Raw genomic sequence first — 24,545 nt, forward strand, 5'->3', positions numbered from 1 at the left:
GTGTCCGAATGGCTGGTCCTGGCCATCGCCATGGTGCTCGGCTGCGCCCTCGTCCTCGCGTTCACCACGATCCGGCACCGCCGGGTCGCCGAGGAGGAGGACACCAGCGAAACCCCCGACGTCATGGAGTACATGACGATGATGGTCGGGGTCGTCTACGCGATCGTGCTCGGACTCGCCATCGCCGGGGTGTGGGAGGCACGCAGCGCCGCCGAGGACAGCGTGCGCCGCGAGGCCCAGTCGCTGTACGAGGTCACCCAGCGCGCCGACGTCTACCCCGAGGCCGTACGCGACCGGATCCGCGGGGAGGTGGACGCCTACGTCGCCCACACCGTCTCCGTGGACTGGCCCCGGCTGACCTCCGGGCAGAACCTCTCGGACGAGGGGGCCGCGCTGCTCGCGAAGCTGCGCACCGACGTCACCCACCAGGCCCCGGCCACCGAGCTCCAGGCCCAGACGTACCAGCCGCTGCTCGACCACATCGCCTCCGCCGACGACGCCCGGCACTCCCGCAGTTCGGAGCAGACGCTGCCGGGCGTGGTGTGGTTCGGGCTGCTCACCGGGGGAGTGGTGACCATCGGTCTGATCTTCACGCTGCAGATCCGCAAGTCCGGCCGGGAGCTGCTGCTGGCCGGACTGTTCACCGCGCTGATCGTGTTCCTGCTGTTCCTGGTGTGGAGCCTCGACGCTCCCTACGGCCGGGACGGAGTCGATTCGGCGGCTCCGTTCCAGGACCTGTTCCCGGCCGCGGCCCAAGCCCTCGGCGCCCGGTAGCCCGGCCGCCCCGCAGTCCCGCAGTCCCTCGCCCCGACCCCCGCCCCCCGACCCCCGACCCCCTCTGTCCCCGGTCCTCTCAGGCCCCGGTCTCCTCGGGCACTGCCTCCGTACGCTCCAGGCACCGCCGTTCGCCCTCGGTGAGCGGCGGTCCCGCGAGCGGCTCACGGCGCGGTCCGCGCGCCACCGCCAGCGCCACCTCCGGCCGCAGCAGCGCCTGCGGAGGCGCGGACAGGGTCATCACGTCGAACAGGGTCCTGGTGACCAGCGGCCGACTGGTCGCCGTCAGCATCAGCCGGTCCATGTAACGCCGGAGCAGGGCGCTGGAACGCCCCGGCTGCTTCCCCTTGGCGCCCGGGTAGAGGATGTCCGTCGCGGTCGCCAGGTCCCAGGCGGTGGCCACCGGACGGGCTATCGCCCGCTGCATCCGGCGGGCGAGCCCGGGAGCACCGAGGCCGGAGCGGACCAGTTCCTCGCGCATCGCCAGGGCGCCCTTCGCGGCCACCGTCATGCCGTGCCCGTAGACCGGGTTGTACGTGGCGACCGCGTCGCCGAGCACGACGAACCCGTCGGGCCAGTCCGCAACCCGCTCCAGGAAGTGGCGCCGGTTGACCGTCGACCGGGTCACGACCACGTCCGTGAGCGGTTCGGCCCGCGCGATGAGTTCGCCCACGACGGGGTGGCGCACCCCGCGCGCGAAGGACTCGAACTCCTCCGCCGATGCGGTCGGCTGGCCACCCCGCGTGCCGGAGAGCGTGACCAGCCAGCGCCCGCCCTCGATCGGAATGATCGTCGCCGTCTGCCCGGGAACCGGAACGCGGGCGTCCGACTGGACGTTCACCAACGGGTAGTCCTCGGTACCCTCGGGCGCGCGGAAGATCCGACTGGCGTAGGCGAGCCCGGAGTCGACCTCCTCGCTCTCCACCGGGCCGACGCCGAGTTCCCGCAGCAGCTGCGGGGCGCGCGAGCCGCGCCCGCTCGCGTCGACCACCAGGTCGGCGTCGAGCACCCGTTCCGTGCCGTCCTCCTCGCGGATCCGGACGCCCGTGACGCGCCTGGCATCGCCCCTCAGCTCCAGCAGTTCGGAGCGCTGCAGGACCGTCACCGAGGGCCGGTGCACGAGCTGCTCGCGGACGGTCCAGTCGAGCAGGTCGCGGCTGCACGCGATGAGGAACTGCATCTCGGGGAAGCGGCGGAGCCAGCCGGAGGCCGACATGGAGACCAGCCCGGTGGGCAGCGGGATGCGCCGTGCGCCGGCCCCGGTCCAGCGGTCCACGGTGCCGGGGAGCAGCTCCTCGATGGCCCGGGCGCCGCCCGACCACAACAGGTGGGCGTGGTGTGCCTGCGGGAGACCGCGGCGTGGTTCCGGTACGTCGGGCAGGGCGTCCCGGTCGACGACCGTCACCCGGTCGGCGTGTCCGTCGAGGGCGGCGGCGGCCAGCATGCCGGCCAGTCCGCCGCCTATCACCACGGCGTGGCGGGCGGTCCGGCCGTCGTGGCCTCTGCTTGCGTCGGTCATCGAAGGTTGCTCCCTGCCATGGCCGCTCTGCTGCGGACCGTTGCTACTACCGGTGAATGCCGCAGAGCGTGCGAAATACGAACGAGGTCGCGAGGGCCGTCGGCGATATCGAGCCCATTGTCCTGGCTCGATCCTATGATCTTGCCCTCGGGGTCGGCCGCGGACGCCATGACGGCCGCCGCGACCATGGCGGCGTCCGCGACCGCGCGGGCGGTCGCCTCGTCGGCTCCGGAGCCGACGGCCTGCCGGAGTGCCCAGGCCCGCTGCTCCTGGTCGAAGTAGGGGCCCAGCTGGAGGAATCCGTCATGGATGTCGGACTCGCGCTGGATCACGCGCAGTTCGGCCGGTGACCACCAGGACATCCGGACGCCCGCGGTGGCCGTGGCGGTCGGCCCGGCGGCCCGCAGCTCGCGCCACAGGGTGCCGAGCCGGCAGTACGTGGACCAGGCCCGCCAGTTGTCGGCCAGGTGCTGGCACAGCAGGGGCAGTACGAAGCCGATGGCGCTGATGAGCGCCCCGGCCGAGGCGATCGGCGGGGCGACGTACGTGCTGAGCGCGTCCAGGTCGTAACCGGCCCAGCGGGCGAAGACGGCGGTGAACTTGGTGACGTCGTAGCCCAGGTTGAAGAGGTACCCGATGACTATGACCGTCAGGCCCAGGCGCAGCCAGCCGCCCACCCGCAGCGACCACCGCCAGCACATGGCGGTCATCACCACGGCGGCGACCGTGTGCGCGACGAGGTACAGCACGATCATCTCGCCGATGAAGGGCGTCTCCGCGTAGTACGTGTCGAGGTCCCGCAGCCGCTCCACCGGCGCCTCGCCGAGCGCGAACAGCACGACCAGCGCCACGATCACGCAGCCGTAGCCGAGGATCCAGCGCCGGGAGACCCGGCGGGTGCGTTCGGGCGGTCCGCCGCGCCAGTTGACGATCAGCACCAGGCAGGACGCGCTGAAGGCGGTGATGAGGCAGTACACCAGCGGGGCCGAGAAGTTCGAGATCCCGGTCCAGCTGTTCACCGCCGCGATCGTCGGAGGCGCGGCGAAGGTGAACACCGCGGCGGCGAGCACCAGCAGGGCGCACACGGACCGCAGCAGCGGGTCGCGCCAGTTGTGGCGCAGAGCCGGCAGTTTGAAGAACAGCGAGACCGCCAGGGCCACGGCGGGTATGTAGTAGTCAGCGCCTGTCATCACCGGGCGGCGCCCCTGACCGGGGCGGTGCCGTCCACCGGGACGGTGCCGTTCGGCGGGATCGTGCCGTTCACCATGGTCGTTTCGTTCAACGGTCGGACCTGGGACCCCGGTAGCCGAGCGAGGCCTCGATCCGTCCCGCGAGCTCGTCCCGGCGGCCCGGGGCCCGGTGGCTCGCGGACCCGGCCAGCCAGGGACGGCACTTGCTGCCCAGGAGCAGGCCGAAGGTCTCGGCCTCGGTCTCCTCGCGGACGTCCGCACGGGTGCGCGCAGCGACCCGGCGGACCGTCTCGGTGAGGTCGGTCTCGGCGGACAGCAGGCGCGCGGCGACGGCCGCCCCGTCCACGTGGTGGCTGCAGTGCCCGGCCTTCATGTGCCACAGCTCGTGGCCGAGGATCACCAGCTGGTGGTCGGGCGCGGTGCGCTCCTCGATGACGACCAGGTCCCGGTCCGCCATGTCGAGCCAGAGGCCGCTGGCCGTACCCGGGGGGAAGGAGGCCATCCGGAAGTCCACTCTGCGCCCGCGGTGCCGGCTCATGCCCTCGCACAGGGCGGCGTAGAGGTCCACCGGTTCCACGGGAGCGGACAGCCCGATGCCGGCAACCAGCTCCCCGCACAGCCGCCGCTGCTCTCTGCCTATGCTCACCGTTCTCCCCGTCGGAGCGGATCCGGATCAGGACTTGAAGGATCAGACCCAGACGTTCGACTGGGTCACGACTCGGTCGATTTCACGCTTTCCAGAAGCAGGTCCAGCCACTCGGTCACCTTGTCCCGGTGTTTGTCGCTGGGCAGTTGGGCCGCGCGCCAGGCGATGCCCCGGACTCCGTGGTTCTGCAGCAGCCGGGCCAGCGGGTCGTCCGCGGCCCCGGAGGCGGCGGCGCGTGCCGACTCCCGTTCCCGCTCGCGGTCCGCGAAGTCCTGGAGCAACTGCTGCTCGGTGCGGAGCAGCGCGTCGGTGAGGGCGTCGGCGTCGTGCGCGGTGAGGAAGCCGGCATGGACCCCGAAGAAGCGCTGGATGGCGTCGCAGTGCTCCATCGTGGGGCGCCGGTCGCCGTTGATGAGGGCGCCCGCCTGCTGGCGGGACATGGCCGCCCCGTCGGCGATCTCCTGCTGGGTGTACCGGCGGCCGTTGGGTTTGACCCGGGTGCGCCGGAGCAGGTCCAGGCGCTGCAGGAACCGGGTCTGCAGATCTGGTTCACCGGCCGGCCTGCCGTCGAGCAGGGCCTTGACCACGTCGGCCGGTACTCCGGACGCCTCCGAGAGCCGACGCAGGTCGAAGACCTCGGCCTGATCGCGCCGGAGTTTGTCCGCGAGTTCGGCGACGCGCGCGGCGGTGGCTGCCAGAGGCACGGTGGCCACCGCTCCGGGAGCCGGGAAGCCGTCTGTCACCAGTGGTTCTCCTAGATCGCGCGAGGTCGGTACGGACACGTGGTTGGCCCCTGGAGGCTAGCCGGTCAACCATCCTAGGACTAGAACTTGCCACAGCTGTGGCGTGATTCTGCTGTCAAGGGGCTGGAATTGCCACAATAGTTGACACTCGAATGACGTGGGTAGCAGGATCGCCACACGGAAACGAAGATCCAGACCGCGAGAAGGGGGAGCTCTCGGTGCCACATCTCGCAGCGGTGAGCCCATCCAACGGCCTCTCCCACACCCGGACAGGTGAGGACATCCCCCCGGGCGACGAGCCCGTACGGGGCGCAGTGCGGCTGGAACGCCGCAAGGAGATCTTGCGCCGGCGCCGCGAGGAACTGGGGCTCAGCCAGGAGGACGTGGCCTCCCGCCTGCGCATCAGCGTGCGCGCGTACGGCAACTGGGAACGCGGACTCGTCAAGGAGTGGACGGACCGCAAACTGCTCGCCCTGGCCGAGGCGCTGGAGATGAGCGAGCGCCAGTGCTTCTGGCTCTTCCGCGTGATGGTGGACCGCGACCCGCCCCCGACCTGGCGCGCCCCGGAGGAGAACCGCCTCCCCGAGGACCCCGTCCAGCGCGACTACCTGCGCGACTACGCCGCCCTCATGGAATCCGTCCCCTACCCGTCCTTCCTGGTCGACCACCGCTGGGACGTCGCGCTCACCAACTCCGCCTTCGACCAGCTGTTCCAGGCCGTCCGCCCGCACCCCACCGCACTGCCGGACGACAACTTCCTGCGGTTCGTGCTCTTCCACCCGGACGCGGCCGCCGTGCTCGAGGACCACGAGCCCTCCTGGTGCGTGCCGCTGCTCGCCCAGTTCGCCACCGCGCTCGCCGCCGCCCCCGAGGACGAGGGTCTCCGCAGCATCCGTCAGGAGGTGGCCCGCGACCCGTTCATGGAGGCCGCCTACCGGTACGGCGTGCCGCACTGGCTGAGCACGTACGGCCCCGAGGCCGCCGAGCGCGACGGTGCCGTCCTCGCGGTGCGCCACCCCGACCCGCGCCGCGGCGTGGTCCGCTGCCGGGTGGTGTGCGAGAACAGCCGGATGCTGGACGCCATGGGACTCACCCGGATCACCCTGGTGCTCTCGGCCCCGCAGGGCACCGCCCCCGGCCCGGCCCCGATCACCCCCCACGGCGCGCCCCAGCAGCCCGGACCCCGGCTGCGCGCCGTACCCCCGCTCGCCGACCACTGACCGGGTCCATGGGCGAGACTGGTGCCCCCGCCGCCCCCGGTCCTGACTGCGGAACCGGGCGGACGGCACGGAGGACACCGGACACGCGGGCTGTCGACGAAGGGTGGTAGGGACCGTGCGGCTGACGATCCTCGGCGGGGGCGGATTCCGGGTCCCGCTGGTGTACCGCGCCCTGCTCGGCGACCGGGCGGAGGGGCGGATCAGTCACGTCACCCTCTACGACCAGGATCCCGCCCGGCTCGCCGCCATCGCCCGGGTCCTCGCCGACCAAGCGGCAGGAGTGCCCGACGCGCCCGAGGTGACCACCACCGGCGACCTCGACGAGGCCCTGCGCGGCACCGACTTCGTCTTCTCGGCCATCCGGGTCGGCGGACTCGACGGGCGCGCCACGGACGAGCGCGTGGCCCTGGCCGAAGGAGTGCTGGGCCAGGAGACGGTGGGCGCGGGCGGGATCGCGTACGGCCTGCGGACCGTGCCGGTCGCCCGGGAGATCGCCCGGCGGATCGCCCGGACCGCCCCCGACGCCTGGGTCATCAACTTCACCAACCCGGCCGGACTGGTCACCGAGGCCATGCAGGAGACCCTGGGAGACCGGGTCATCGGCATCTGCGACTCACCCGTGGGCCTGGGCCGCCGGATCGCCCGCGCGCTGGGCGCCGCCCGCCCCGCCGAGGCGTGGATCGACTACGTCGGCCTCAACCACCTGGGCTGGGTACGCGGCCTGCACATCGGGGGCCGCGACCGGCTGCCCGCCCTGCTGGCCGACGACACCGCGCTGGAGTCCTTCGAGGAGGGCAGGCTGTTCGGCGCGGAATGGCTGCGCTCGCTCGGCGCCGTCCCGAACGAATACCTCCACTACTACTACTTCAACCGCGAGACGGTCCGCGCGTACCAGCAGGTCAAACAGACCCGCGGGGCGTTCCTGCGCGACCGGCAGCGGGCCTTCTACGCCGGCGCGGACCGGACGGACCTCGCGGCCGGCGAGGCCCTGGCAGCCTGGGACCGCACCCGCGCCGAACGCGAGGCCACCTACATGGCCGAGAACCGGGATGCGGCCGGCGCGGGCGAGCGGGAGGCCGACGACCTGGAGTCCGGCGGCTACGAGCAGGTGGCCCTGGCGCTCATGCGGGCCATCGCGCGGGACGAGCGGGCCACCCTGATCCTCAACGTCCGCAACCGCTCCGCGCTGGGCGTGCTGGACGAGTCGGCGGTGATCGAGGTGCCCTGCCTGGTGGACGCGAACGGCGCCCATCCGGTGTCCGTCGCACCGCTGCCGTACCACGCGGTGGGCCTGGTGACCGCCGTCAAGGCGGTGGAGCGGGAGGTGCTGGAGGCGGCCCGCGGCGGGTCCCGGGCCACGGCCGTCAAGGCGTTCGCGCTGCACCCGCTGGTGGACTCGGTCGGGGTCGCCAGGCGGCTGCTGGACGGCTACCTGGCGGGTCACCCGGAGCTGGCCTACCTGCGCTGACGGGGAACCCGTCAGCGGCGCGGGCCGGGAGAAGGGAACCCATGACCCGCGACGCCCGTCTGAACAAGTGAGCAACAGTCAGTACGGGAACGAGCCGGGGAGCCGCACATGACCGACGCACGGGTCACACTGGCCGAGGAGATCATGCTGCTGTCGCTGGACGACGAGTCCGGATGGGCCCGTTCGCGGCAGGCGGCGGGCTGGGCCGTCGCGGCAGCCCTGCTCCTGGACCTGGTCATGGCGGGCCGGGTGGCGGTCAGCGGCAAGTACCTGGAGGTCGTGGACGACACGCCGACCGGTGACCCGCTGCTCGACGGCCGGCTCGGTCTGCTGCGGACCTGGATGCGGGGCCGCAGCAAGCGGCGCATCACGGACTGGCTGACCAAGGACAGCACCAAGGCGGTGGGAGCCGCCCTGGAGCGGCTGGCCGGGCGCGGACTGGTGACCGAGGAACGCCGCAAGGTGATGGGCCTGTTCCCGGTCCGCCGCTACCCGGAGGCGGACGGCTCGGTGGAGCGCGAACTCCGCGCCCGGCTGAAGGCGGCCGTGCTCGGCGACGCCGCGGAACCGGACGGCCGTACGGCCGGCCTGATCGCCCTCCTCCACTCGGCGAAACTTCACGGCCTGGCGTTCCCCGGCGTACCGCGCAAGCAGGTGGAGCCCCGGATGGCCGAGATCGCCGCCGGCCAATGGGCCGCCGAGAGCGTCCGCCTGGCCATCCAGGCCATGCAGGCGGCGGTGATGGTCGCCGGCGCCGCGGCCGCGGCGGCAGCCGTGTCCTGACCGGAGCCGCTGTGTAGGGTCGGACGGATGAGCGACATCCACGAACTGCAGGTGACGGTCGACCTGCGCGACGGGCTGTCCGGACAGGAACTCGCCGAACTGCGCTGGCACCTGGGCCTCGGCCCGGAGCCGGAGCAGCTGACGGTCATCACCGAGTTCCCGTTCGTGGTGGTCGACGACGACGGGAACCCGCGGATCGAGAACGAACCCCGTGCGCTGCTCGCCGGCAGCGGACCCGCCTGGAAGGTGGGCGGCACCCTCGGCTCGTCCCTCACCGCCCGGACCGGCCTGCCCGGCGGGGGCTGGTCGCTGACCTCCCGGACCGAGCTGCACCCGGACGACACGGAGCAGGTCGGGGAGCTGCTCCGTTGGCTCGCCCCGCGCGTCCACGACACCCACGTCCACCCGGACGGCACGGTCCGCCTCGGCCACTGCAGGTGGTACGAGGACCCGGAGCCGTATTCCCTCGAAGTCAGGGACGGGCAGCTCAACCTGCCCTGACGCGTGGACACCCCCTATGCGGTGGGGTAGTGGTGCGAGGCCACGTCGGGCAGGGAGGTCAGGTCGGGGCGCCAGGTGCGCAGGACGCCGGCCGAGGGGGCGTACAGGGCGTCCGGGATGTCCTCCGGAGCGAACCAGTCCCAGCGGGCGATCTTGTGGGGCTCGGTGACGGCCGGCGTGCCTTCGGCGGAGTCGGTGACCGCGGCCGCCGTGAGCCGGGTCGTCCCGGACGCGGCGTCGAGCCGTACGGCGAGCACCCGGACCGCCGACGGGTCCGTACGCAGGCTCGTCTCCTCGGCGAGCTCGCGGGCGGCGGCCTGTTCGAAGTCCTCCCCGGGGTCCACCTTGCCGCCCGGCAGTTCCCAGCGGCCGTCGTGCGCCTGGCCGAGCAGCACGCGGCCGTCGGAGCCGACCACGATCAGGCCGACCCCCACCACGGCGTTGGGCCGTGGCACGGCCCGCTCGGGGCGCTCGTGCTCCGGGAACTTCGGTGCGGTGGTCATCGTGGTCCTTCCGTCCGATCGCGGTCCTTCGGACGGGCCCGGACGTGCATGCGCTCGCCCTGGGGCCCGAACAGGCTGAGGAACTCCACCGGCTGCGACCCGGCGTTGAAGAATATGTGCGGGGTCCTGGTGTCGAACTCGGCCGCCTCGCCCGCGGTCAGCTCCAGGTCGTGCTCGCCCAGCAGCAGGCGCAGCCGCCCGGAGAGCACATACAGCCACTCGTAGCCCTCGTGCACCTGCTGTTCGGGCAGCGGTGCACCGGGGGGCGCCGGCGGCAGGATCGTCTTGAAGGCCTGCATCCCGCCCAGGCTGCGGGTCAGCGGCACATGCGTCCGGCCGTTCCGGACGAACGGCTTCGCACGGATCCTGGGATCCCCGGTCTCGGGCGCGCCGACCAGCTCGTCCAGCGCCACCCGGTGTGCCTTGGCCAGCGGCAGCAGCAGCTCCAGGGTGGGCCGCCGCTGTCCCGACTCCAGCCGGGACAGGGTGGAGAGCGAGATACCGGTGGCCTCGCTGAGCTGGGCGAGCGTGGTGCCGCGCGCCCGGCGGAGGGCCCGCAGCCGCGGACCCACCGCGGTCAGGACCTCGGCGAACCCTTCGTCCCGCGCATCGTCAGCCCGACCGTCACCCGCCCGCGCATCATCAGCCATGATCCCATTTGCCACTCCGGCAAGCCGGTGTGTCAACCGCGGGGGTGCCGGGTCAGCTGCTGAGGATGCGGGCCTTCTGGGCCGCGAACTCCTCCTCGGTGAGGATGCCCTGCTCCTTGAGCTCCGAGAGCTCCTTGAGCTGACCGATCTTGTCGTCCATGCCGACCGCGGCGGGTGCGGGTGCGGCTGCGGGCGGCGGGGCTTCCGGCGCGGGCGGGGCGGCGGCAGCGGTCTGCTGGGCCTCCTGCTGAGCCCAGCGGCCCGCTTGCCGGCGGGAGACACGGTTGGAGACGGCGGTGGCCGTTCCGGCGATGACGGCGGTGCGTGCGACGCCGCGAAGGAGTCCGGGCATGGTGTCCTGCCTAGGTCGGGAAGCGTACGGACGGGAGGGCGAAGGCGGGGGCGTGGCTCAGGCCGCGTCGTCGAGGGCGTCCAGCGCCTCGATCACGTCCTGGACGGGAATGCGCCCGCTCGCGATCATCCTGGCGTCGGCGCGGCGCAGCGCGGCGGCCAGGGGCGCGGCCCACAGGTTCTCGTAGAGGAGCACGGCAGCGGAGTCCCCCGGCTGGAGGAGGGATCCGGCCTCGGCGAGGTCGTCCTCGCCGATGAGCCCCGAGGAGACCCCTTCGAAGACGGTGAGGTCGAGGTTCCCGTCGCCCGTCACATCGGCGATCTCCAGGCCGCGCACCGAGCCGTCCGCGTCCTTCACGAAGAAGGCCAGGTCGAGGATCCGGATGATGCCGCGGTCGACCAGGTCGACCAGCAGGGGCATCCCCTCACCCGTCAGGTGGCTGCCGGGGAACTCGACAACCAGGTAGTCGATGGGACCCAGCTCGTGGCGCCGGTCGTTGGTTTCACTGGTCACGTCAGCTCCTGTCGCAAGGCCCGGCGATGCGGGTACGGGGCGGAGTTCGCGCACGATCGTAGGCACCGGCCCGGCGCCGGGGGATCACCCCCGGCGGGTGATGCACCGTACGGGTCGCGTACCGATGCTCGAAGGACCGGAGGCCCTCGCGGGACCCGGGACCGTCACGCCCGGTGAGGGGTGAGGCCCGGTGCACCCCAGACCGCGGACCGTGCCCCACGACCACGGAAGAGGAGTGATCGATCATGTGCCGGTGGCTCGCCTACTCGGGAACACCCCTGCTCCTCGACTCGATCCTCTACCGGCCCAAGCACTCCCTGATCGACCAGAGCCTGCACGCGCGCATGGGCGTCGAGACGACCAACGGAGACGGGTTCGGCATCGGCTGGTACGCACCGGAGTCCGGCAACGACACCCCGGCGATCATGCGGGACACCGGCCCCGCATGGAACAACCGGAACCTGCACGAGATCGCGCAGCACGTGAAGTCCCCCATGTTCTTCGCCCACATCCGGGCCTCGACGGGCACGGCCGTGCAGCAGACCAACTGCCACCCCTTCCGGCACGGCCGCTGGATGTGGATGCACAACGGCTCGATCGCCGGCTTCCACGAGATGCGCCGGGAACTGTGCCTGGCGGTCGACCCCGCGCTCTTCCTGGACATCGAGGGCACCACGGACTCGGAGATGATGTTCTTCCTCGCCCTGACCTACGGCCTGGAGGACGACCCGCCGGAGGCGGTGGCCCGGATGGTCGGACTGGTGGAGCGCACCGGCCGCGAGCACGGTGTCCCCGCCCCCATGCAGATGACCGTCGCCGTGACGAACGGTACGTCGCTGTGGGCCTTCCGCTACGCCAGTGAGGGAACCGCCCGCTCGCTCTTCTACAGCACCAGGGTGGATTCCCTGCGCGCCCTGCACCCCGAAGTCTCGATCCTCCAGGGTCTGTCCGAGGAGACCCGGCTCGTCGTGTCGGAGCCCCTCGGTGACCTTCCCGGCGCCTGGCATGAGGTACCGGAGCACAGCTACGGAATCGTGGCCGCCGGCCAGGACTCCCTGCATTCGTTCGCCCCGCTGCCGGCCTGACGCCCCTGACGGGGGCGGGCCGGACCTGAGGAGGAGCAGCCATGACCATGCCCAGACAACCCGAGCCCGGGCAGGGGCCCGGACAGGGGCCGGAACAGCCGCCCGAACGAGCCTTCGAGGAAGTGGCCGACGCCGTGCGGGGCGACCCGCTCGACAGCCTGTCGCTGCTGGGCGCCTCCTGGAAATGGGCCCTGGGCTCGGCGCTCGTGACGCTGGTCGCCGGTGTCCTCGTCCTGGTGTGGCCGAACGAGACCCTGCACGTCCTGGCCATCCTCATCGGGCTGTACCTGCTGGTGGCAGGCGTGTTCCGGTTCGTGTCGGCGTTCTCCCGGCACGAGCACGGGGAGCGGTGGCCGACGCTGCTCGCGGCGGTGGTGTTCGTCGTGGCAGGCGTGCTGTGCCTGCGCGGGCCCGAGAAGACCATCACCTTCCTCGCGCTCGTCGTCGGCGTGGTGTGGCTCGTCTCCGGCATGCTCGGCGCCTGCCGGGCCGTCGTCGACAAGGACCTCCCGCACCGCGGCTTCACTTTCGGCGTCGCACTCCTGGGCGTGGTCGCGGGCATCGTCGTGCTGTGCCTGCCGATCGAGTCCGCCGTCGCCCTGACCCGGCTGCTCGGCCTGTGGCTGGTCCTGCTCGGGGTGGCAGAGCTGGTCGGCGCGTTCGCCGTGCGCTCCGCGATCCGCCGGGGCTGAGGTCCTCGCGGGAGCGGCGGAGGACGGGGAGGGCGGGGGAGGGGCGCCGTACGGCGGCCGATGCTCACTCGCGGGTTTCGGCCACCATGGCGGAGCGCAGGCTCTGGGCGGTCGGATCGTCGTACGGCCCGGGGCACGCCCAGGGCAACAGGGGGGAGACGCCATGGCACACCTGCTCGTCATCGGAGGCGGAGTGGGAGGGCTCGCCACCGCGCTGCTCGGCGCACGGCACGGGCACACCGCGGAGCTGTTCGAGCGGGATCCCCGCGCCCCGGGCGCCGCACTCGACCGGGACTTCTTCGGCTGGCGGCGGACGGCCGTCCCCCAGGCCGTCCAGCCGCACGTGATCCTCGGCGCCGCCCGTAACGTGCTGCGTACCGAACTCCCCGACGTCCACGCCGAGATGATCCGGCTCGGAGCGACCGAGCGGCACGAACTGGACTGGTTCGACCAGCGGCCGCCCGCCCGCCCCGGCGACGATGACCTGGTCATGCTGCAGGCCCGCCGCATCGTGCTGGAGAGCGCACTCGTCTCCGCCCTGCGCGCCGAACCCGGTGTGATCATCCGCCACGGAGAGCCGGTCGAAGGCCTGTTGACGGCCGTCACGCAGACCACCGGGGCCCAGGGCGCCGGGGCCCAGGGCGTCGGGGTCCAGGCCGGCGGGGTCCAGGTCACCGGGGTGCGCACCGCCGGCGGTGCCTACGCCGGAGACCTGGTCGTGGACGCCGCGGGCCGGCGCGGCGGGGCCGACCGCCGGCTCGCCGACATCGGCTGCCGCCCGGCCGTCGTGGAACGGCACCGCACCGGACTCGCCTACTTCTGCCGCTGGTACCGCCTCCCTGCCGGACGCACGGAGGGCCCGCGCCGGCCCTGGGCGGTCACCGGCGGCACCTTCGCCGGCTGCGCGGTGTTCCCGGCGGACAGCGGGGTGTTTGCCGTCACCCTGATCGTGCACACCGAGGACCCGACCCGTTCGGCCCTCCGCGACCCGGCCGTCTTCGAGGCGGTCGCCCGCACCTTCCCGCCCGGCGCCGCCTGGCTCGGACTCGGCGCCGAGGCGCTGTCCGGCGTACGGGCCACCGCCAGCCTGGACAACCGGTGGAGCGCACTCGTCGACGAACAGGGCCCCGTCGTCAGCGGGCTCGTGCCGGTCGGCGACACCATCACGCACACCAACCCGACGCTCGGGCAGGGAATGTCGCTGGCGCTGTGGGCGGCGCAGAGGGTCGCCCGTACCGCCGGCCGGGATCCGGGGACGGAGCGGTACGCGGCCGACCACCACGCATGGGCGGTACGGACCCTCAAGCCGTGGTTCGACTTCCAGGTCACGGCCGACGCGGCGATCGGGGAACGGTGGACGGCCCGGACCGTACGGGCCGGCGCGGCGCGCGAGCGGGCCGCGCTGTTCGACTGCGCCCTGGACGACCCCGAGGTGATGCGGGCCCGGGCCCGGGTCCGCCACCTGATCGAGACGCCCGAACGCGCCTACGCGGACCCGGACATCCGTGCCCGGGTGGCACGCTGGCTGGCGGCCAGGCCCGGCTACACGCCGAACGCGGGCGGGCCGAGCCGCACGGAATGGGAGAAGCTCACGGGGTGCTGAGGAACTGCTCCCGGTTCCGTGAGCGGAAGGTCCGGCGGTAGGTGTCCGGCGGGACGCCGACCGTGCGGTTGAAGTGCCGGCGCAGGGTCGTGGCGGTGCCCATGCCGGTGGCCGCCGCGATGGTGTCCACGCCGTCGTCGGTGGTTTCCAGCAACTCCTGTGCGTGGCGGATCCGTTGGGTCAGCAGCCACTGCAGCGGGGTCGTGCCGGTCACCGACCTGAAATGGCGGCCCAGGTGGCGTGAGCTCATCCGTGCCCGGCGGGCCAGGTCCTCCACGGTCAGCGGGCGGTCCAGCCGTTCGAGCACCCACGGGAACAGGTCGGCGAGCGGGTGGTTGTCCGGGGCGGGCACCGGCGTCGTGACGAACTGGGCCTGACCCCCGCCCCGGTGCGGCGGCACCACCAGCCGGCGGGCGAGCACGTTCGCCACCGAGGAGCCGTGGTCGAGGCGTACGAGGTGCAGGCACAGGTCCATGGCCGCGGCCTTGCCCGCGGAGGTGAGCACGCTGCCGCTGTCCACGTAGAGGACGTCCGGGTCCACGCGGACCAGGGGATGGCGGTCGGCCAGGGCGGGGGCGTGGGCCCAGTGCGTGGTGGCCCGCCGGCCGTCCAGCAGGCCGGCGGCGGCCAGGACGAACGCGCCCGTACAGAGGGAGGCCACGCGTGCGCCGGCCTCGTGGGCCGCCCGGACGGCGTCGACGAGGTCGGCGGGCGGGGGCGCGTCGACGTCGGCCCAGCCCGGCACGATCACGGTGTCCGCGCACGGGAGTTGGCCGAGGCCGTGGTCGGGATCCAGCCGGAAGCGGCCCACCCGCACGGAGTCCGGTCCGCACACGACGGTGCGGTACCAGCGGCGAGGGTCCGTACCGAGCGGGGCACGGCCGCCGAAGACCTCCTGCGCCATGGCCAGTTCGAAGTGCAGCATTCCGTCCGTGACGGCCAGTGCGACGGTGTGCACGGCCTCGGTCTCGGTCTGGATCCCGGTCTCGGTCTCGGTCTGGATCCCGGTTTCGGCCCGGGTCGCGGCCCGGGTCTCGGTCCGGCTGGTTCCGGTCTTCGCGGCGACGGAGTTCACGTCCGGAATTGTACGCGTCATGTCGTTCCGGACACTCGTGCCGGACAGTGGCCCCCGCCAGGATGAATGCGAGCGATCAAGCGACGGTACGGAGGAGGAACCGATGGGAACGGGGCTCAGGGTTGCGGTGTTCGGCGCGTACGGGCACACCGGGCGTTTCGTGGTGGCAGGGCTGCGGGAGCGCGGTTTTGAACCGGTGCTCTCGGGCCGGGACGCCGGCAGGCTGAAGGAGCTCGCGGAGGACTTCCCCGGTTCGGACGTCCGGCCCGCGTCGGTCGGAGACCCGGCCGCGCTCGACCGGGCACTGGAGGGGGTGGCGGCCGTGGTCAACTGCGCCGGGCCCTTCGCCACGACGGCCGCTCCGCTGATCGAGGCGGCCCTGCGCGCGGGCATCCCGTACGTGGACGTGGCCGCCGAGATCGAGGCCAACGCCGACACCTTCGCGCACTTCACCGACCGGGCCCGGGCCGCGGGCGTGCCGGTCCTGCCGGCGATGGCCTTCTTCGGCGGGCTCGGCGATCTCCTGGCCACGGCCGCGATGGGGGACTGGACGACGGCGGACGAGGTGCACGTCGCGTACGCGCTGAGCAGTTGGCACCCCACCGCCGGGACGCGCGCGGCGGGCGCGGTCTCCCGGCAGCGGCGGGAGGGCCGGCGCGTCCGGTTCGCCGACGGGCGGCTGGAGTACCGCGACGACGCCCCGCCGGCCCAGAAGTGGGAGTTCCCGGACCCGATGGGATCCCGCGCCGTCATCGGGGAGTTCTCGATGGCCGACGTCGTCACGGTGCCCAGCCACCTGCCCGTGCGGGACGTACGCACCTACATGACGGTGGAGGCGGTCAAGGACCTTGCGGCCCCGGACACCCCGCCGCCGGTCGCGGCCGACGAGCACGGCCGGTCCGAGCAGACCTTCCTCGTCGACGTCGTCGTACGCTCCGGTGGGAGCGAGCGGCGGGCCGTGGCGAGCGGCCGGGACATCTACGCCGTCACCGCGCCGCTCGTGGTGGAAGCGGTGGACCGGATCCTCACCGGGCGGGTGAAGGCGGCCGGGGACGCCGGGGCTGCCGGGGCTGCCGGGGCCGCCGGGGTCATGTCCGCGGGAGCGCTCTTCGACGCCGCCGGATTCCTGCGGGCGCTGTCCCCGCACATCACCCTGGAGCTGCGTCCGTAGCGGGACCGGCGAGGCAGGCAGCCCCCGCGGCCCTACGCGCCGCCCGTGCCGGCCGTACCGTCCGCGCCGTCCGTGTCGTCCGCGCCGTCCGTGCCCAGGATCTCGGACAGGTCGTACCGGATGACCTCCTCCAACTGGCCGTACGTACAGCTTTCCGGCGTGCGGTCCGGGCGCCAGCGGCGGAACTGCGCGGTGTGCCGGAACCGGTCGCCCTCCATGTGGTCGTACGCGACCTCGCAGACCCGCTCGGGACGCACCGGCACCCACGACAGGTCCTTCTTGCCGGTCCAGCGGCTCTGCGCGCCGGGCAGCCGGGCGCTCTCGTGCGCGGCCTCCTCGGCCCAGGCAGCCCAGGGGTGGCCGTCGGCGTCGGCCATCCGGAGGGGTTCGAGCTCCTCGACGAGTTCGGCCCGGCGCTTCATGGGGAAGGCGGCGCAGACACCGACGTGCTGGAGCGCGCCGCGCGCGTCGTGAAGGCCCAGCAGTAGCGATCCGACAATCGGACCGCTCTTGTGGAAACGGTAGCCCGCGACCACGACGTCGGCCGTACGTTCGTGCTTGACCTTGAACATGAGGCGGGCATCGGGCCGGTAGGGGAGATCCAGGGGCTTCGCGATCACCCCGTCCAGCCCGGCGCCCTCGAAACGCTCGAACCACTCCTGCGCGAGGGCGGGGTCGGTGGTGGCGGGCGCGAGGTGCACGGGGGGACGGGCGGTGGACAGGGCTTCCACAAGGGCGGCGCGGCGGTCGGCGAGCGGGGTGTCGAGCAGCGCCTCGTCGCCGAGCGCGAGCAGGTCGAAGGCCACGAAGGAGGCCGGGGTGGTCTCGGAGAGCAGCTTCACGCGGGAGGCAGCGGGGTGGATGCGCTCGGTCAGCCGGTCGAAATCGAGCCGGTCGTCGTGGACGATGACGATCTCCCCGTCCACGACGCAGCGCGCGGGCAGGTTCTCCCTGACCGCTTCCACGAGCTCCGGGAAGTACCGGGTCAGCGACTTGCCGGTGCGGCTCCCGAGCTCCACCTCGTCACCGTCCCGGTGGACGATCGACCGGAAGCCGTCCCACTTGGCCTCGTACTGCATGCCGGGCGGGATCTTCGCCACGGATTTGGCGAGCATCGGCTTCACGGGAGGCATCACCGGCAGATCCATGCCCCCGATTCTGCGCCGTTCCCCGCGCGCCCGCCCGGTGTGCGAGCGGTGCCGGACCCGCCTACCGTGGCGGTCATGGGTGCTGCCGGCAATGCCATCGAGCTCGACGCGGGTGGGCGGCCGGTGCGGCTGTCCAACCCGGACAAGGTGTACTTCCCGCAGCGCGGACTCACCAAGCTCGACGTGGCCCGGTACTACCTGTCCGTTGCCGACGGCATCATCCGGGCCCTGCGCGACCGTCCGACCACCCTGGAGCGCTACCCGGACGGGGTGGAGGGCGAGTCCTTCTTCCAGAAGCGCGCCCCCAAGAACCTCCCCGACTGGATCCCTACCGCCCACATCGCCTTCCCCAGCGGCCGTACCGCCGACGAGATCTGCCCCACCGAGCCGGCCGCCGTCCTGTGGGCCGCCAATCTGGGCTGCCTCACCTTCCACCCGTGGCCGGTGCGCCGAGAGGACACCGACCACCCGGACGAGCTGCGCATCGACCTGGACCCGCAGCCGGGCACCGACTTCCACGACGCGGTGGCCGCCGCCCACGAGTTGCGCGACCTGCTGGACGGGCTGGGCCTGCGCGGCTGGCCGAAGACCTCCGGCGGGCGCGGGCTGCACGTGTTCGTGCCGATCGAGCCGCGCTGGACCTTCACCGAAGTCCGGCGCTGCGCCATCGCCATCGGCCGGGAACTGGAACGGCGCATGCCGGGCCGGGTCACCACCGCCTGGTGGAAGGAGGAGCGCGGCGAGCGGATCTTCGTCGACTACAACCAGACGGCCCGCGACCGCACGATCGCCTCCGCCTACTCGGTCAGGCCCCGCCCGCACGCCCCGGTCTCCGCCCCGCTGCGCTGGGACGAGATCGACTCGGTCGGGCCCCGCGACTTCGACATCGTCACCATGCCGGCCCGTTACGCCGAACTGGGCGATCTCCACGCGGACATGGAGGAGCACGCCTTCACGCTCGACCGGGTGCTGGAGCTTTCCGAGCGCCACGAGCAGGACCACGGCCTGGGCGACATGCCGTATCCGCCGGACTACCCGAAGATGCCCGGCGAACCCAAGCGCGTCCAGCCGAGCCGCGCGAAGCGCGACCCGAAGGACTGACGCGGCCACCGGCCCGTTCGCGGCCCCGCTCGCCGAGGCGGCGCGCCGCGGCCGCGCGTACCCATGACCCCATAACTATACGAACGATCGTGCTAACATCTCCTCATCATCCTGCCACCCTGAGGAGATCCGGAGAGCCGGGCATGCGTCCCATCGCCGCTGCAGTCCTGAGCACCACCCTCAACTTCACCTCGTACCTCCCACCCGGCCTCGCCGGCCGGGTCGCCTTCCGGGCCTTCATCCGGCCGCTCGGCCGCCCCCGGGTGCGGCCTGCCGAGGAGCCGCTGATGGCGCGGGCCGCCATAAGACGGGTCACGGTGAACGGCGAGGAGGTCACCACCTACCGGTGGGGCGACGGACCCCGGCCGGTACTGGTCGTGCACGGCTGGTCCTCGCGCGCCTCCCGGTTCGCCGGCCTCATCGAGGCGCTGCGCGCACAGGGCCACACCGTCGTGTCCTTCGACGCGCCCGGCCACGGAGCCTCGGAGGGCACGGCGGCGTCGGTCTTCGACCTGCGCGCGGTCATCCTCCGGCTGCACGCCGAACACGGGGACTTCTCCGCCGTCGTCGCCCACTCCATAGGCGGGCTCGCCACCTTCTTCTCCCTGCGCGACGGCGTTCGCGCCGACCGCGTCGCCGCCATCGGAGGTGTGGCGTACTTCGACTACCTCCTCGACCGGTTCTGCGCCGGCCTCGCTCTCAACGGCCGCGTCCGCGCAGCCCTGCGCCACCACGTACAGCACCGGCTCGCCCGCGGCGAGACCGACATCTGGGAACGCCTGGACGCCCGACGGCACGCGGAGGGCATGCCGGCGCCGGTCCTGCTCGTGCACGACACACAGGACGACACCGTCTCCGCCGACCAGTCCCGCGCCATCGCCGCCGCCTTCGGCCCGCGCGCCCGCCTCGTCGTGACCACCGGCCTCGGCCACCGCCGCATCATCGCCGACCCCGAAGTCATCGCCCGGGTCGTGGAGTTCGTCGGGACGCGGTCCGCGACGTCAGCGACCTCGGCAACGGGCACGGCGACGGCCTCGGCAACGGCCTCGGTGGCGGAACCGGGCGCCGTCTGAAGTCCGGGGGTGACGACAGCCGCGAGCCGCGCCGGGCGGCCGTCGCCGGTCAGGAAGCCGCGGCGGAGGACGTGGGTGCCGCCGTGGGGCCGTCGATCGCCGGCGGCCGTTCCGGGAGCTCGTCCGGGGCGGCCGCGACCGACCGCAGCCGGGCGAGGATTCCCCGCCCGGCCCGCTCGTACGCGGAACCGTCCTCGAACAGCACGGAATGGGCGTTCGCCAGCTCCATCAGAGCGATGATCTCGAAGGCGAGCTGCGGAACCTCGTCCGCGCCCGAACCCTGCCGGAAGCCGCCCGCCGTACGGGCCTCGTCCAGCACCCGTTCGATGTAGCGGGTCCAGTCGGCCCGCGCCTTTGCGATCTCGTCGCGGACGGGGCCGGGGCGTGCGTCGTACTCGGCGGAGACCCCGTAGAAGAAACAGCCTCCTGGGAAGATCCGGTGCCCGGAGTACTCCAGCCACAGCTCGCACAGCCGCCAGGCCTTGGTGAGCCCGGCGGGCTCCTCGCGGACGGGCCGCACGACCCGTTCGACGAACACCTCCACGGCGGCGCGGACGGTCGCCAGCTGCAGGTCTTCCTTGGAGCCGAACAGCGCGAACACGCCGCTCTTGCTGAGCCCGAGGTCAGAGGCGATCTTCCCGAGCGAGAGCCCCTCCAGGCCGTCCACGGACGCGATGCTCATCGTCCGCTCCAGCACGGTCCGCCGGGTCTGGTTCCCACGCTCCACGCGTCCGTCTGCCATGCGGCCATCCTACCGAACGCACGGTCGTTCACTCTGTTGACGGCGGTGCCCGCCCCCCGTTGTCAGTCCCGGGTGCCATGCTCGAAACAGCGGGATGGACTCGGGAAGGAGCGGACCATGCTGACCACGGACTACAAGGACGGCGCACCCAACTGGGTCGACGTGGCTGCGCCGGACATCTCCCGGGCCGCCGGGTTCTACCGGGAGCTCTTCGGCTGGGACTACCACCCGGGCGGCGCCGGGATCGACGGCTACGGCACCTTCCGGCTGTACGGCGCCAGGGTCGCGGGCGGCATGACCATGCCCGAGGACCAGACCGAAGGCGCCTGGACGGTCTACTTCCAGAGCCGGGACGCGGACGCGACGGCGGAAGCGGCGAGGCGCGCCGGCGGCACGGTGGTGCTCGCACCGATGGACGTCACCGGCCACGGCCGGGCGGCGGTCCTCACCGACCCGGCGGGCATCGGCTTCGGCGTCTGGCAGCCCGGCCGTACGAAGGGCCTGGACGCGGTGGCGGAAAGGGGCACGCTGTCCTGGACGGAGCTGTACACGCCCGACGTGGCCGCCGCGGCAGAGTTCTACCGAGCGGTGCTCGGCTGGCAGATCACCGAGGCCGAGCTCGAAGGCGGCACGTACACCTTCGCCAGGCCCGCCGCTTCCGCCCCGACGGCCGACACGGGCTTCGCCGGCATCGTGTCCGTCCACGCCGACCCGGCGGAGGACACCGGACGCCCGTACTGGACCCCGTACTTCGAGGTCACCGACTGCGACGCGACCGCGGCGCACGCGGAGGAACTGGGCGGCAAGGTCCGGCTCGCCCCCGTGTTCATGGAGGGCGCGGGGCGGTTCGCGAAGCTGGCGGACCCCGACGGGGCACGGTTCGCGGTGATAGCCAGCGCCGACGCGCCGAAGGCGGGGGCGTGATGGACAGTTGTTGATCAGACGTTGATGAGACGTACATCCGGGGCGGCGAGCATCTCGGTATGCCGATGAACACGACCGCTGCGGAGGCAGCGCCACGCACTGCCTGGTACGAACTCGCCCTGTGCGCCGAGACCGGCGCGGACTTCTTCTTCCCGGAGCCGGGCACCTCCCTCCGGGACGCGAAGCGCCTGTGCGGGGCCTGCGAGGGCAGAGCCGGCTGCCTGGAGTACGCCCTCGCCAATGACGAGCGCTTCGGCGTGTGGGGCGGCCTCTCGGAGCGAGAGCGCTCCGCGCTACGCCCCCGCCGCAGCTGACCGCCCCTCCCGGCTAGGTCTGAGTCCCCTTCCCACTACGCCGCCGCACGAGCCCGACGCGCACCGCCAGCGCATCGGGCTCGTCCCCGTTCCCACCCCCACCACTCCACCGCCCCTCAGGCATCCTGTGCGGCACGACCCGCACGGGGTAGTGGCCTCCGACGGGTGACACGACGCCGCCGTAGCGGGGGTCCCCTGCGAACCAGACGCGGTCTGGGTGGGCGTTTTCCTTTCGGGCGAGGTCCAAGGGGTAGGGGAAGAGCCGGAACTGAGGTGTATATGACGCGTCGAAGCCGATACGGATGAGCGTTGCGTCTGTACTCGAATCCGCTCTTGAGCTGTACTCGCACTGGCGGTCTTGCCATGGGTAGGCGCGGAGTACAGCCAAGATCCGAATTCGACGCACATAGAGCAGAGCCATGAGCAGCAGCATTGGTCCGTTCAGCAGGACCGTAGCGACGAACGCGAGGTATTGGCTGCGCTCTGAGGAGTGGATCAGCGGCACCATCAGCGTGACGAACGTGGACGCGCTGAACACCGCGAGCCACACGGCGCGGCGACGGACGAGGTTTTGGTATCCGGCTCGGGTGGGCGGATGTGTCCATGCGGCCTTGGTGACGGAAAGGGTCACGTCAGCTCCTGGATACGTGAAACGGGGGCCGATTGCGGGGGGACCGGGTTGATGAACGTGATGGTATGAGCGATGCCCTCCAGGATGGCGCTGTACTCGGCTGAATGCTGCACCGATGCGCTGGTTAGGTCAGCGACGACAAGCTGCCCCGATTCTGCATGGGCGAGTGCGACCCGGGCTTGGAACAGTGGTACATCAACACCCGGCAGGGACAAGGTGCCTGCAACGAGGCCGCAGGGGGCGGTTGATGGGAGGCTTAGCAACTTCACTTCAGAGCATCGCAACAGAGGCGATCGTTCCATGGCTAGCAATGCCCTTACCACGGTGATCGATGGGGTGTGCTGCCCTGTGGGACGAAGGGCCAGTGAGAAGACAGAGCCCGCCACCCCAGTGGGTTGTTCTGGATGCAGGCCGATCGATGTATGGATCAGATGCTGGTCTGTTAGCCGTTCCAAGAGCCGCATGAGGTCGTCAAGATCACGCCGTGCCGCGGCAGCCTCGTGATCCTCCGCCAGGAGTTCGATGATGTCGTCGAGGCGATCGCAGTCGTCGAGGCACACGTCGTGGAAGCCCGGCGGTAGGCGGAACCACATGGGCGGCGTGGATCGCTGGGTCATGGCCTCACCAGCGACCACAAATGGGATGTTCGGGCGAAAGCGGTCGGGGCGTCATCCACAACGCCACGGACACCGTCTGCTGTTGTCGCCGACACGTTGTGTGCCTCGGATTTGTCCGGCAGGTAGTCGAGTGTGGCTGTGGTCGCCCCCGCCGTTGGCATGGCGACGCGAGCGGCCTTCTGAACGTTGGGGTGCGTGCTCCGCAAGCCCCATGTGAGCAGCGGGTTTTCGACTCGTTCTAACGATTGGGCAGATGACCACGCAGTGCGGGCGGCTGTCCCGGCCGCAGAGCGGATCTGAACCGCTGTTGTGGCTTCCGCTCCTGCTGCACCTGCCCTGACGGCGGTCGTGCCGGCCTTGGCACCAGTTGCCAGGACACCAAGGGCTGGCACCGACCCTAGGCTGTCCCCCAGCAAGGTCACGCTGCTCTTCCAGAAGTCGGCGTCGAATTCACCTTTCGTGAAGCCATCCTTCAACGGCTTGCGGAACTTTGGGTCGGACGTGTGCATCGCCAGGGCAGCCAGACTCAGAGCGCTGGCACCGATCATGATCGCCGCACCGGCTGGTGGGCAGATCGCAGCAGCCACCAGCCCGATTGCGCCGAGCACGGCAGCAGAGTTCGATAGGGCATCCGCCGGGTCGTCGACGATCTCTCGCCAGATCCGCTGCAACGCCCCCGGTTCCTTCGGCGCCAGCCGGTCCGTGGCCGAATTCAGCGCCTCGGCGATCCGGCGCGCGTCCGCCGCGTGCTGGCCGCGGAGTTCCTGGCCCAGCCGCCGCGCGTCGGCCAGCTCGTCGGGGGTGGTGGCCGCGGCCGCCAGTGATTCGTAACGCGCGGCCAGGGTCTGGTGTGCGAGCAGGGTGTCGTGCCAGGACGTGAGGCGGCGCCCCGCCTCGGCCAGGGATTCGTGCGCCGAGCGCAGGTAGCGGGGAAGGTCGTCGGACAGGACCTCGCGAAAGGCGGTCGCGGCCTCGCCCTGCCATCCGTCGCTCCGCGACACCAGCGCGTCGACCACCCGGGCCGCCTCGCCCAGCGACGCGGCCGACGTACGCAGCTTCGCCGCGAGGGCCTGGACCGCCGGCGGGGAACCCGGAGCGGGGTCAAAGCCGAGCGCGCCGCCGACGCCGCCCGCGCCCGCCGCGCTAGCCATGCCTGGCCTCCCCGCCGGCCGCGCCGGCCGCGGCGGCCGTGCCGGCGCGTACGAAGGCGTCGCGGATGGCCGTGTCCAGCGCCCGGTACTCCGCCGCGCTGCCCTTCACGCCCTCCCGGACCGCCTTCACCCGCTGCGAGAGCTGTTTCGCGCCGTACGCCCACCGGTCCTGGAACCGGTCGCAGGCCCCGTCCAGCTCGGCGGTGCCCAGCTGGTCCTCCCTGACGTGGTCGAGGGCCCGGCGGGCGTCCCGCAGTGCGGTCAGAGAGGTGTCCAGGGACTGGGTGAAACGGGTGAGCTGGTCGTAGTCCGCCCGGAGAGTGGTCATGGCCGTGAAGCCTGGCAGAGCCGCGGGC

28 protein-coding genes are annotated in these 24,545 nt (G+C 72.1%); 13 read left to right on the forward strand and 15 right to left on the reverse strand.

Annotated elements, in window-relative coordinates:
• Positions 1–774, forward strand: coding sequence for a hypothetical protein (locus ACGFQ9_RS04555; protein WP_393571125.1), 774 nt, complete (start codon positions 1–3; stop codon positions 772–774).
• A 79-nt stretch (positions 775–853) separates the two neighbouring features.
• Here the strand turns inward: ACGFQ9_RS04555 and ACGFQ9_RS04560 are convergent, their stop codons facing one another.
• The 4 genes from ACGFQ9_RS04560 to ACGFQ9_RS04575 all read right to left on the reverse strand — a co-directional run bounded on the left by ACGFQ9_RS04560 (position 854) and on the right by ACGFQ9_RS04575 (position 4,872).
• Positions 854–2,293, reverse strand: coding sequence for an NAD(P)/FAD-dependent oxidoreductase (locus ACGFQ9_RS04560; protein WP_393571127.1), 1,440 nt, complete (start codon positions 2,291–2,293; stop codon positions 854–856).
• Positions 2,290–3,483: an MAB_1171c family putative transporter gene (locus tag ACGFQ9_RS04565; RefSeq protein WP_393571129.1), complete on the reverse strand. Its 1,194-nt coding sequence runs from the start codon at positions 3,481–3,483 to the stop codon at positions 2,290–2,292. Before ACGFQ9_RS04565 ends, ACGFQ9_RS04560 begins: the two co-directional genes overlap by 4 nt.
• Positions 3,484–3,571: 88 nt before the next feature.
• Positions 3,572–4,129 (reverse strand): toxin-antitoxin system, toxin component, encoded by a 558-nt coding sequence (locus ACGFQ9_RS04570; RefSeq protein WP_393571131.1) that lies wholly within the window; start codon positions 4,127–4,129, stop codon positions 3,572–3,574.
• A gap of 65 nt (positions 4,130–4,194) precedes the next feature.
• Positions 4,195–4,872, reverse strand: coding sequence for a helix-turn-helix domain-containing protein (locus ACGFQ9_RS04575; protein ID WP_393571133.1), 678 nt, complete (start codon positions 4,870–4,872; stop codon positions 4,195–4,197).
• 236 nt (positions 4,873–5,108) lie between these two features.
• Here ACGFQ9_RS04575 and ACGFQ9_RS04580 point away from each other — a divergent pair, with 236 nt between their 5' ends.
• From ACGFQ9_RS04580 to ACGFQ9_RS04595, 4 genes are all read left to right on the forward strand, one after another.
• Positions 5,109–6,092, forward strand: a complete 984-nt coding sequence (locus ACGFQ9_RS04580) for a helix-turn-helix domain-containing protein (protein ID WP_393571135.1) — start codon at positions 5,109–5,111, stop codon at positions 6,090–6,092.
• Positions 6,093–6,207: 115 nt separating this feature from the next.
• The gene (locus ACGFQ9_RS04585) at positions 6,208–7,560 is read left to right on the forward strand and encodes a 6-phospho-beta-glucosidase (RefSeq protein ID WP_393571137.1); all 1,353 of its coding nucleotides are present in this window, start codon (positions 6,208–6,210) and stop codon (positions 7,558–7,560) included.
• Positions 7,561–7,668: 108 nt separating this feature from the next.
• The gene (locus tag ACGFQ9_RS04590) at positions 7,669–8,343 is read left to right on the forward strand and encodes a GPP34 family phosphoprotein (RefSeq protein WP_393571139.1); all 675 of its coding nucleotides are present in this window, start codon (positions 7,669–7,671) and stop codon (positions 8,341–8,343) included.
• Positions 8,344–8,370: 27 nt separating this feature from the next.
• On the forward strand, positions 8,371–8,844 hold the full coding sequence (locus tag ACGFQ9_RS04595; protein WP_393571140.1) for a hypothetical protein: 474 nt from the start codon (positions 8,371–8,373) through the stop codon (positions 8,842–8,844).
• 14 nt (positions 8,845–8,858) lie between these two features.
• On the opposite strand, the gene ACGFQ9_RS04600 is transcribed toward ACGFQ9_RS04595, so the two are convergent.
• From ACGFQ9_RS04600 to ACGFQ9_RS04615, 4 genes are read right to left on the reverse strand one after another with little or no spacing between them, the layout of a single operon-like run.
• Complete coding sequence (locus ACGFQ9_RS04600; RefSeq protein WP_393571142.1) at positions 8,859–9,347, reverse strand: NUDIX hydrolase; 489 nt, start codon at positions 9,345–9,347, stop codon at positions 8,859–8,861.
• Positions 9,344–9,997, reverse strand: a complete 654-nt coding sequence (locus tag ACGFQ9_RS04605; protein ID WP_393571143.1) for a cupin domain-containing protein — start codon at positions 9,995–9,997, stop codon at positions 9,344–9,346. Before ACGFQ9_RS04605 ends, ACGFQ9_RS04600 begins: the two co-directional genes overlap by 4 nt.
• A gap of 52 nt (positions 9,998–10,049) precedes the next feature.
• The gene (locus ACGFQ9_RS04610; protein ID WP_393571145.1) at positions 10,050–10,349 is read right to left on the reverse strand and encodes an SHOCT domain-containing protein; all 300 of its coding nucleotides are present in this window, start codon (positions 10,347–10,349) and stop codon (positions 10,050–10,052) included.
• A gap of 57 nt (positions 10,350–10,406) precedes the next feature.
• Complete coding sequence (locus ACGFQ9_RS04615) at positions 10,407–10,862, reverse strand: DUF6325 family protein (protein WP_393571146.1); 456 nt, start codon at positions 10,860–10,862, stop codon at positions 10,407–10,409.
• 245 nt (positions 10,863–11,107) lie between these two features.
• Here ACGFQ9_RS04615 and ACGFQ9_RS04620 point away from each other — a divergent pair, with 245 nt between their 5' ends.
• From ACGFQ9_RS04620 to ACGFQ9_RS04630, 3 genes are all read left to right on the forward strand, one after another.
• Positions 11,108–11,947, forward strand: coding sequence for a class II glutamine amidotransferase (locus ACGFQ9_RS04620; RefSeq protein WP_393571148.1), 840 nt, complete (start codon positions 11,108–11,110; stop codon positions 11,945–11,947).
• A gap of 41 nt (positions 11,948–11,988) precedes the next feature.
• The gene (locus ACGFQ9_RS04625; RefSeq protein WP_393571150.1) at positions 11,989–12,639 is read left to right on the forward strand and encodes an HdeD family acid-resistance protein; all 651 of its coding nucleotides are present in this window, start codon (positions 11,989–11,991) and stop codon (positions 12,637–12,639) included.
• Between the two features lie 163 nt (positions 12,640–12,802).
• Positions 12,803–14,242 (forward strand): NAD(P)-binding protein, encoded by a 1,440-nt coding sequence (locus ACGFQ9_RS04630; RefSeq protein ID WP_393571151.1) that lies wholly within the window; start codon positions 12,803–12,805, stop codon positions 14,240–14,242.
• Here ACGFQ9_RS04630 and ACGFQ9_RS04635 read toward each other — a convergent pair.
• Entirely contained in the window at positions 14,229–15,200 is a 972-nt protein-coding gene (locus ACGFQ9_RS04635) for a helix-turn-helix domain-containing protein (RefSeq protein ID WP_393571846.1), read from the reverse strand. The two genes, ACGFQ9_RS04630 and ACGFQ9_RS04635, sit on opposite strands and share 14 nt — an antisense overlap.
• A 220-nt stretch (positions 15,201–15,420) precedes the next feature.
• On the opposite strand from ACGFQ9_RS04635, the gene ACGFQ9_RS04640 reads away from it, so the two are divergent.
• Positions 15,421–16,488, forward strand: a complete 1,068-nt coding sequence (locus ACGFQ9_RS04640) for a saccharopine dehydrogenase NADP-binding domain-containing protein (RefSeq protein WP_393571153.1) — start codon at positions 15,421–15,423, stop codon at positions 16,486–16,488.
• Positions 16,489–16,520: 32 nt separating this feature from the next.
• On the opposite strand, the gene ACGFQ9_RS04645 is transcribed toward ACGFQ9_RS04640, so the two are convergent.
• Positions 16,521–17,636 (reverse strand): ATP-dependent DNA ligase, encoded by a 1,116-nt coding sequence (locus ACGFQ9_RS04645; RefSeq protein WP_393571155.1) that lies wholly within the window; start codon positions 17,634–17,636, stop codon positions 16,521–16,523.
• A 75-nt stretch (positions 17,637–17,711) separates the two neighbouring features.
• On the opposite strand from ACGFQ9_RS04645, the gene ligD reads away from it, so the two are divergent.
• Both ligD and ACGFQ9_RS04655 read left to right on the forward strand, forming a co-directional pair.
• Positions 17,712–18,737, forward strand: coding sequence for a non-homologous end-joining DNA ligase (ligD, locus tag ACGFQ9_RS04650; protein WP_393571157.1), 1,026 nt, complete (start codon positions 17,712–17,714; stop codon positions 18,735–18,737).
• 143 nt (positions 18,738–18,880) lie between these two features.
• Entirely contained in the window at positions 18,881–19,810 is a 930-nt protein-coding gene (locus tag ACGFQ9_RS04655; RefSeq protein ID WP_393571159.1) for an alpha/beta hydrolase, read from the forward strand.
• A 49-nt stretch (positions 19,811–19,859) separates the two neighbouring features.
• Here the strand turns inward: ACGFQ9_RS04655 and ACGFQ9_RS04660 are convergent, their stop codons facing one another.
• Complete coding sequence (locus ACGFQ9_RS04660; protein ID WP_393571160.1) at positions 19,860–20,552, reverse strand: TetR/AcrR family transcriptional regulator; 693 nt, start codon at positions 20,550–20,552, stop codon at positions 19,860–19,862.
• A 117-nt stretch (positions 20,553–20,669) separates the two neighbouring features.
• On the opposite strand from ACGFQ9_RS04660, the gene ACGFQ9_RS04665 reads away from it, so the two are divergent.
• Together ACGFQ9_RS04665 and ACGFQ9_RS04670 are read left to right on the forward strand one after the other, a co-directional pair.
• Positions 20,670–21,476 carry a VOC family protein gene (locus ACGFQ9_RS04665; protein ID WP_393571162.1) on the forward strand — a complete coding sequence of 269 codons (807 nt, stop codon included), beginning with the start codon at positions 20,670–20,672 and terminating at the stop codon, positions 21,474–21,476.
• A 59-nt stretch (positions 21,477–21,535) separates the two neighbouring features.
• Positions 21,536–21,790 carry a WhiB family transcriptional regulator gene (locus tag ACGFQ9_RS04670; protein ID WP_393571164.1) on the forward strand — a complete coding sequence of 85 codons (255 nt, stop codon included), beginning with the start codon at positions 21,536–21,538 and terminating at the stop codon, positions 21,788–21,790.
• Between the two features lie 13 nt (positions 21,791–21,803).
• Here the strand turns inward: ACGFQ9_RS04670 and ACGFQ9_RS04675 are convergent, their stop codons facing one another.
• From ACGFQ9_RS04675 to ACGFQ9_RS04690, 4 genes are read right to left on the reverse strand one after another with little or no spacing between them, the layout of a single operon-like run.
• On the reverse strand, positions 21,804–22,421 hold the full coding sequence (locus ACGFQ9_RS04675; protein WP_393571165.1) for a hypothetical protein: 618 nt from the start codon (positions 22,419–22,421) through the stop codon (positions 21,804–21,806).
• Positions 22,418–23,038: a hypothetical protein gene (locus ACGFQ9_RS04680; RefSeq protein WP_393571167.1), complete on the reverse strand. Its 621-nt coding sequence runs from the start codon at positions 23,036–23,038 to the stop codon at positions 22,418–22,420. The genes ACGFQ9_RS04675 and ACGFQ9_RS04680 overlap by 4 nt, the downstream gene beginning before the upstream one ends.
• A complete protein-coding gene (locus tag ACGFQ9_RS04685; protein ID WP_393571169.1) occupies positions 23,035–24,189 on the reverse strand; it encodes a hypothetical protein in 1,155 nt (384 codons plus the stop codon). Before ACGFQ9_RS04685 ends, ACGFQ9_RS04680 begins: the two co-directional genes overlap by 4 nt.
• Entirely contained in the window at positions 24,182–24,517 is a 336-nt protein-coding gene (locus ACGFQ9_RS04690; protein WP_393571171.1) for a hypothetical protein, read from the reverse strand. Before ACGFQ9_RS04690 ends, ACGFQ9_RS04685 begins: the two co-directional genes overlap by 8 nt.
• Between the last annotated feature and the right edge of the window lie 28 nt (positions 24,518–24,545).

It is taken from the genome of Streptomyces sp. NPDC048603 (assembly GCF_043199475.1).
GTDB lineage: Bacteria > Actinomycetota > Actinomycetes > Streptomycetales > Streptomycetaceae > Streptomyces.

Excerpts from the sequence above, each read along its gene's own strand:
- ACGFQ9_RS04600 (WP_393571142.1), bottom strand. The coding sequence starts at position 9,347 with ATGACCACCGCACCGAAGTTCCCGGAGCACGAGCGCCCCGAGCGGGCC.
- ACGFQ9_RS04660 (WP_393571160.1), bottom strand. The coding sequence starts at position 20,552 with ATGGCAGACGGACGCGTGGAGCGTGGGAACCAGACCCGGCGGACCGTG.
- ACGFQ9_RS04665 (WP_393571162.1), top strand. The coding sequence starts at position 20,670 with ATGCTGACCACGGACTACAAGGACGGCGCACCCAACTGGGTCGACGTG.
- ACGFQ9_RS04595 (WP_393571140.1), top strand. The coding sequence starts at position 8,371 with ATGAGCGACATCCACGAACTGCAGGTGACGGTCGACCTGCGCGACGGG.
- ACGFQ9_RS04620 (WP_393571148.1), top strand. The coding sequence starts at position 11,108 with ATGTGCCGGTGGCTCGCCTACTCGGGAACACCCCTGCTCCTCGACTCG.
- ACGFQ9_RS04640 (WP_393571153.1), top strand. The coding sequence starts at position 15,421 with ATGGGAACGGGGCTCAGGGTTGCGGTGTTCGGCGCGTACGGGCACACC.
- ACGFQ9_RS04690 (WP_393571171.1), bottom strand. The coding sequence starts at position 24,517 with ATGACCACTCTCCGGGCGGACTACGACCAGCTCACCCGTTTCACCCAG.
- ACGFQ9_RS04625 (WP_393571150.1), top strand. The coding sequence starts at position 11,989 with ATGACCATGCCCAGACAACCCGAGCCCGGGCAGGGGCCCGGACAGGGG.
- ACGFQ9_RS04630 (WP_393571151.1), top strand. The coding sequence starts at position 12,803 with ATGGCACACCTGCTCGTCATCGGAGGCGGAGTGGGAGGGCTCGCCACC.
- ACGFQ9_RS04680 (WP_393571167.1), bottom strand. The coding sequence starts at position 23,038 with ATGACCCAGCGATCCACGCCGCCCATGTGGTTCCGCCTACCGCCGGGC.
- ACGFQ9_RS04655 (WP_393571159.1), top strand. The coding sequence starts at position 18,881 with ATGCGTCCCATCGCCGCTGCAGTCCTGAGCACCACCCTCAACTTCACC.
- ACGFQ9_RS04685 (WP_393571169.1), bottom strand. The coding sequence starts at position 24,189 with ATGGCTAGCGCGGCGGGCGCGGGCGGCGTCGGCGGCGCGCTCGGCTTT.
- ligD (WP_393571157.1), top strand. The coding sequence starts at position 17,712 with ATGGGTGCTGCCGGCAATGCCATCGAGCTCGACGCGGGTGGGCGGCCG.
- ACGFQ9_RS04670 (WP_393571164.1), top strand. The coding sequence starts at position 21,536 with ATGCCGATGAACACGACCGCTGCGGAGGCAGCGCCACGCACTGCCTGG.
- ACGFQ9_RS04645 (WP_393571155.1), bottom strand. The coding sequence starts at position 17,636 with ATGGATCTGCCGGTGATGCCTCCCGTGAAGCCGATGCTCGCCAAATCC.
- ACGFQ9_RS04605 (WP_393571143.1), bottom strand. The coding sequence starts at position 9,997 with ATGGCTGATGATGCGCGGGCGGGTGACGGTCGGGCTGACGATGCGCGG.
- ACGFQ9_RS04610 (WP_393571145.1), bottom strand. The coding sequence starts at position 10,349 with ATGCCCGGACTCCTTCGCGGCGTCGCACGCACCGCCGTCATCGCCGGA.
- ACGFQ9_RS04560 (WP_393571127.1), bottom strand. The coding sequence starts at position 2,293 with ATGACCGACGCAAGCAGAGGCCACGACGGCCGGACCGCCCGCCACGCC.
- ACGFQ9_RS04565 (WP_393571129.1), bottom strand. The coding sequence starts at position 3,483 with ATGACAGGCGCTGACTACTACATACCCGCCGTGGCCCTGGCGGTCTCG.
- ACGFQ9_RS04590 (WP_393571139.1), top strand. The coding sequence starts at position 7,669 with ATGACCGACGCACGGGTCACACTGGCCGAGGAGATCATGCTGCTGTCG.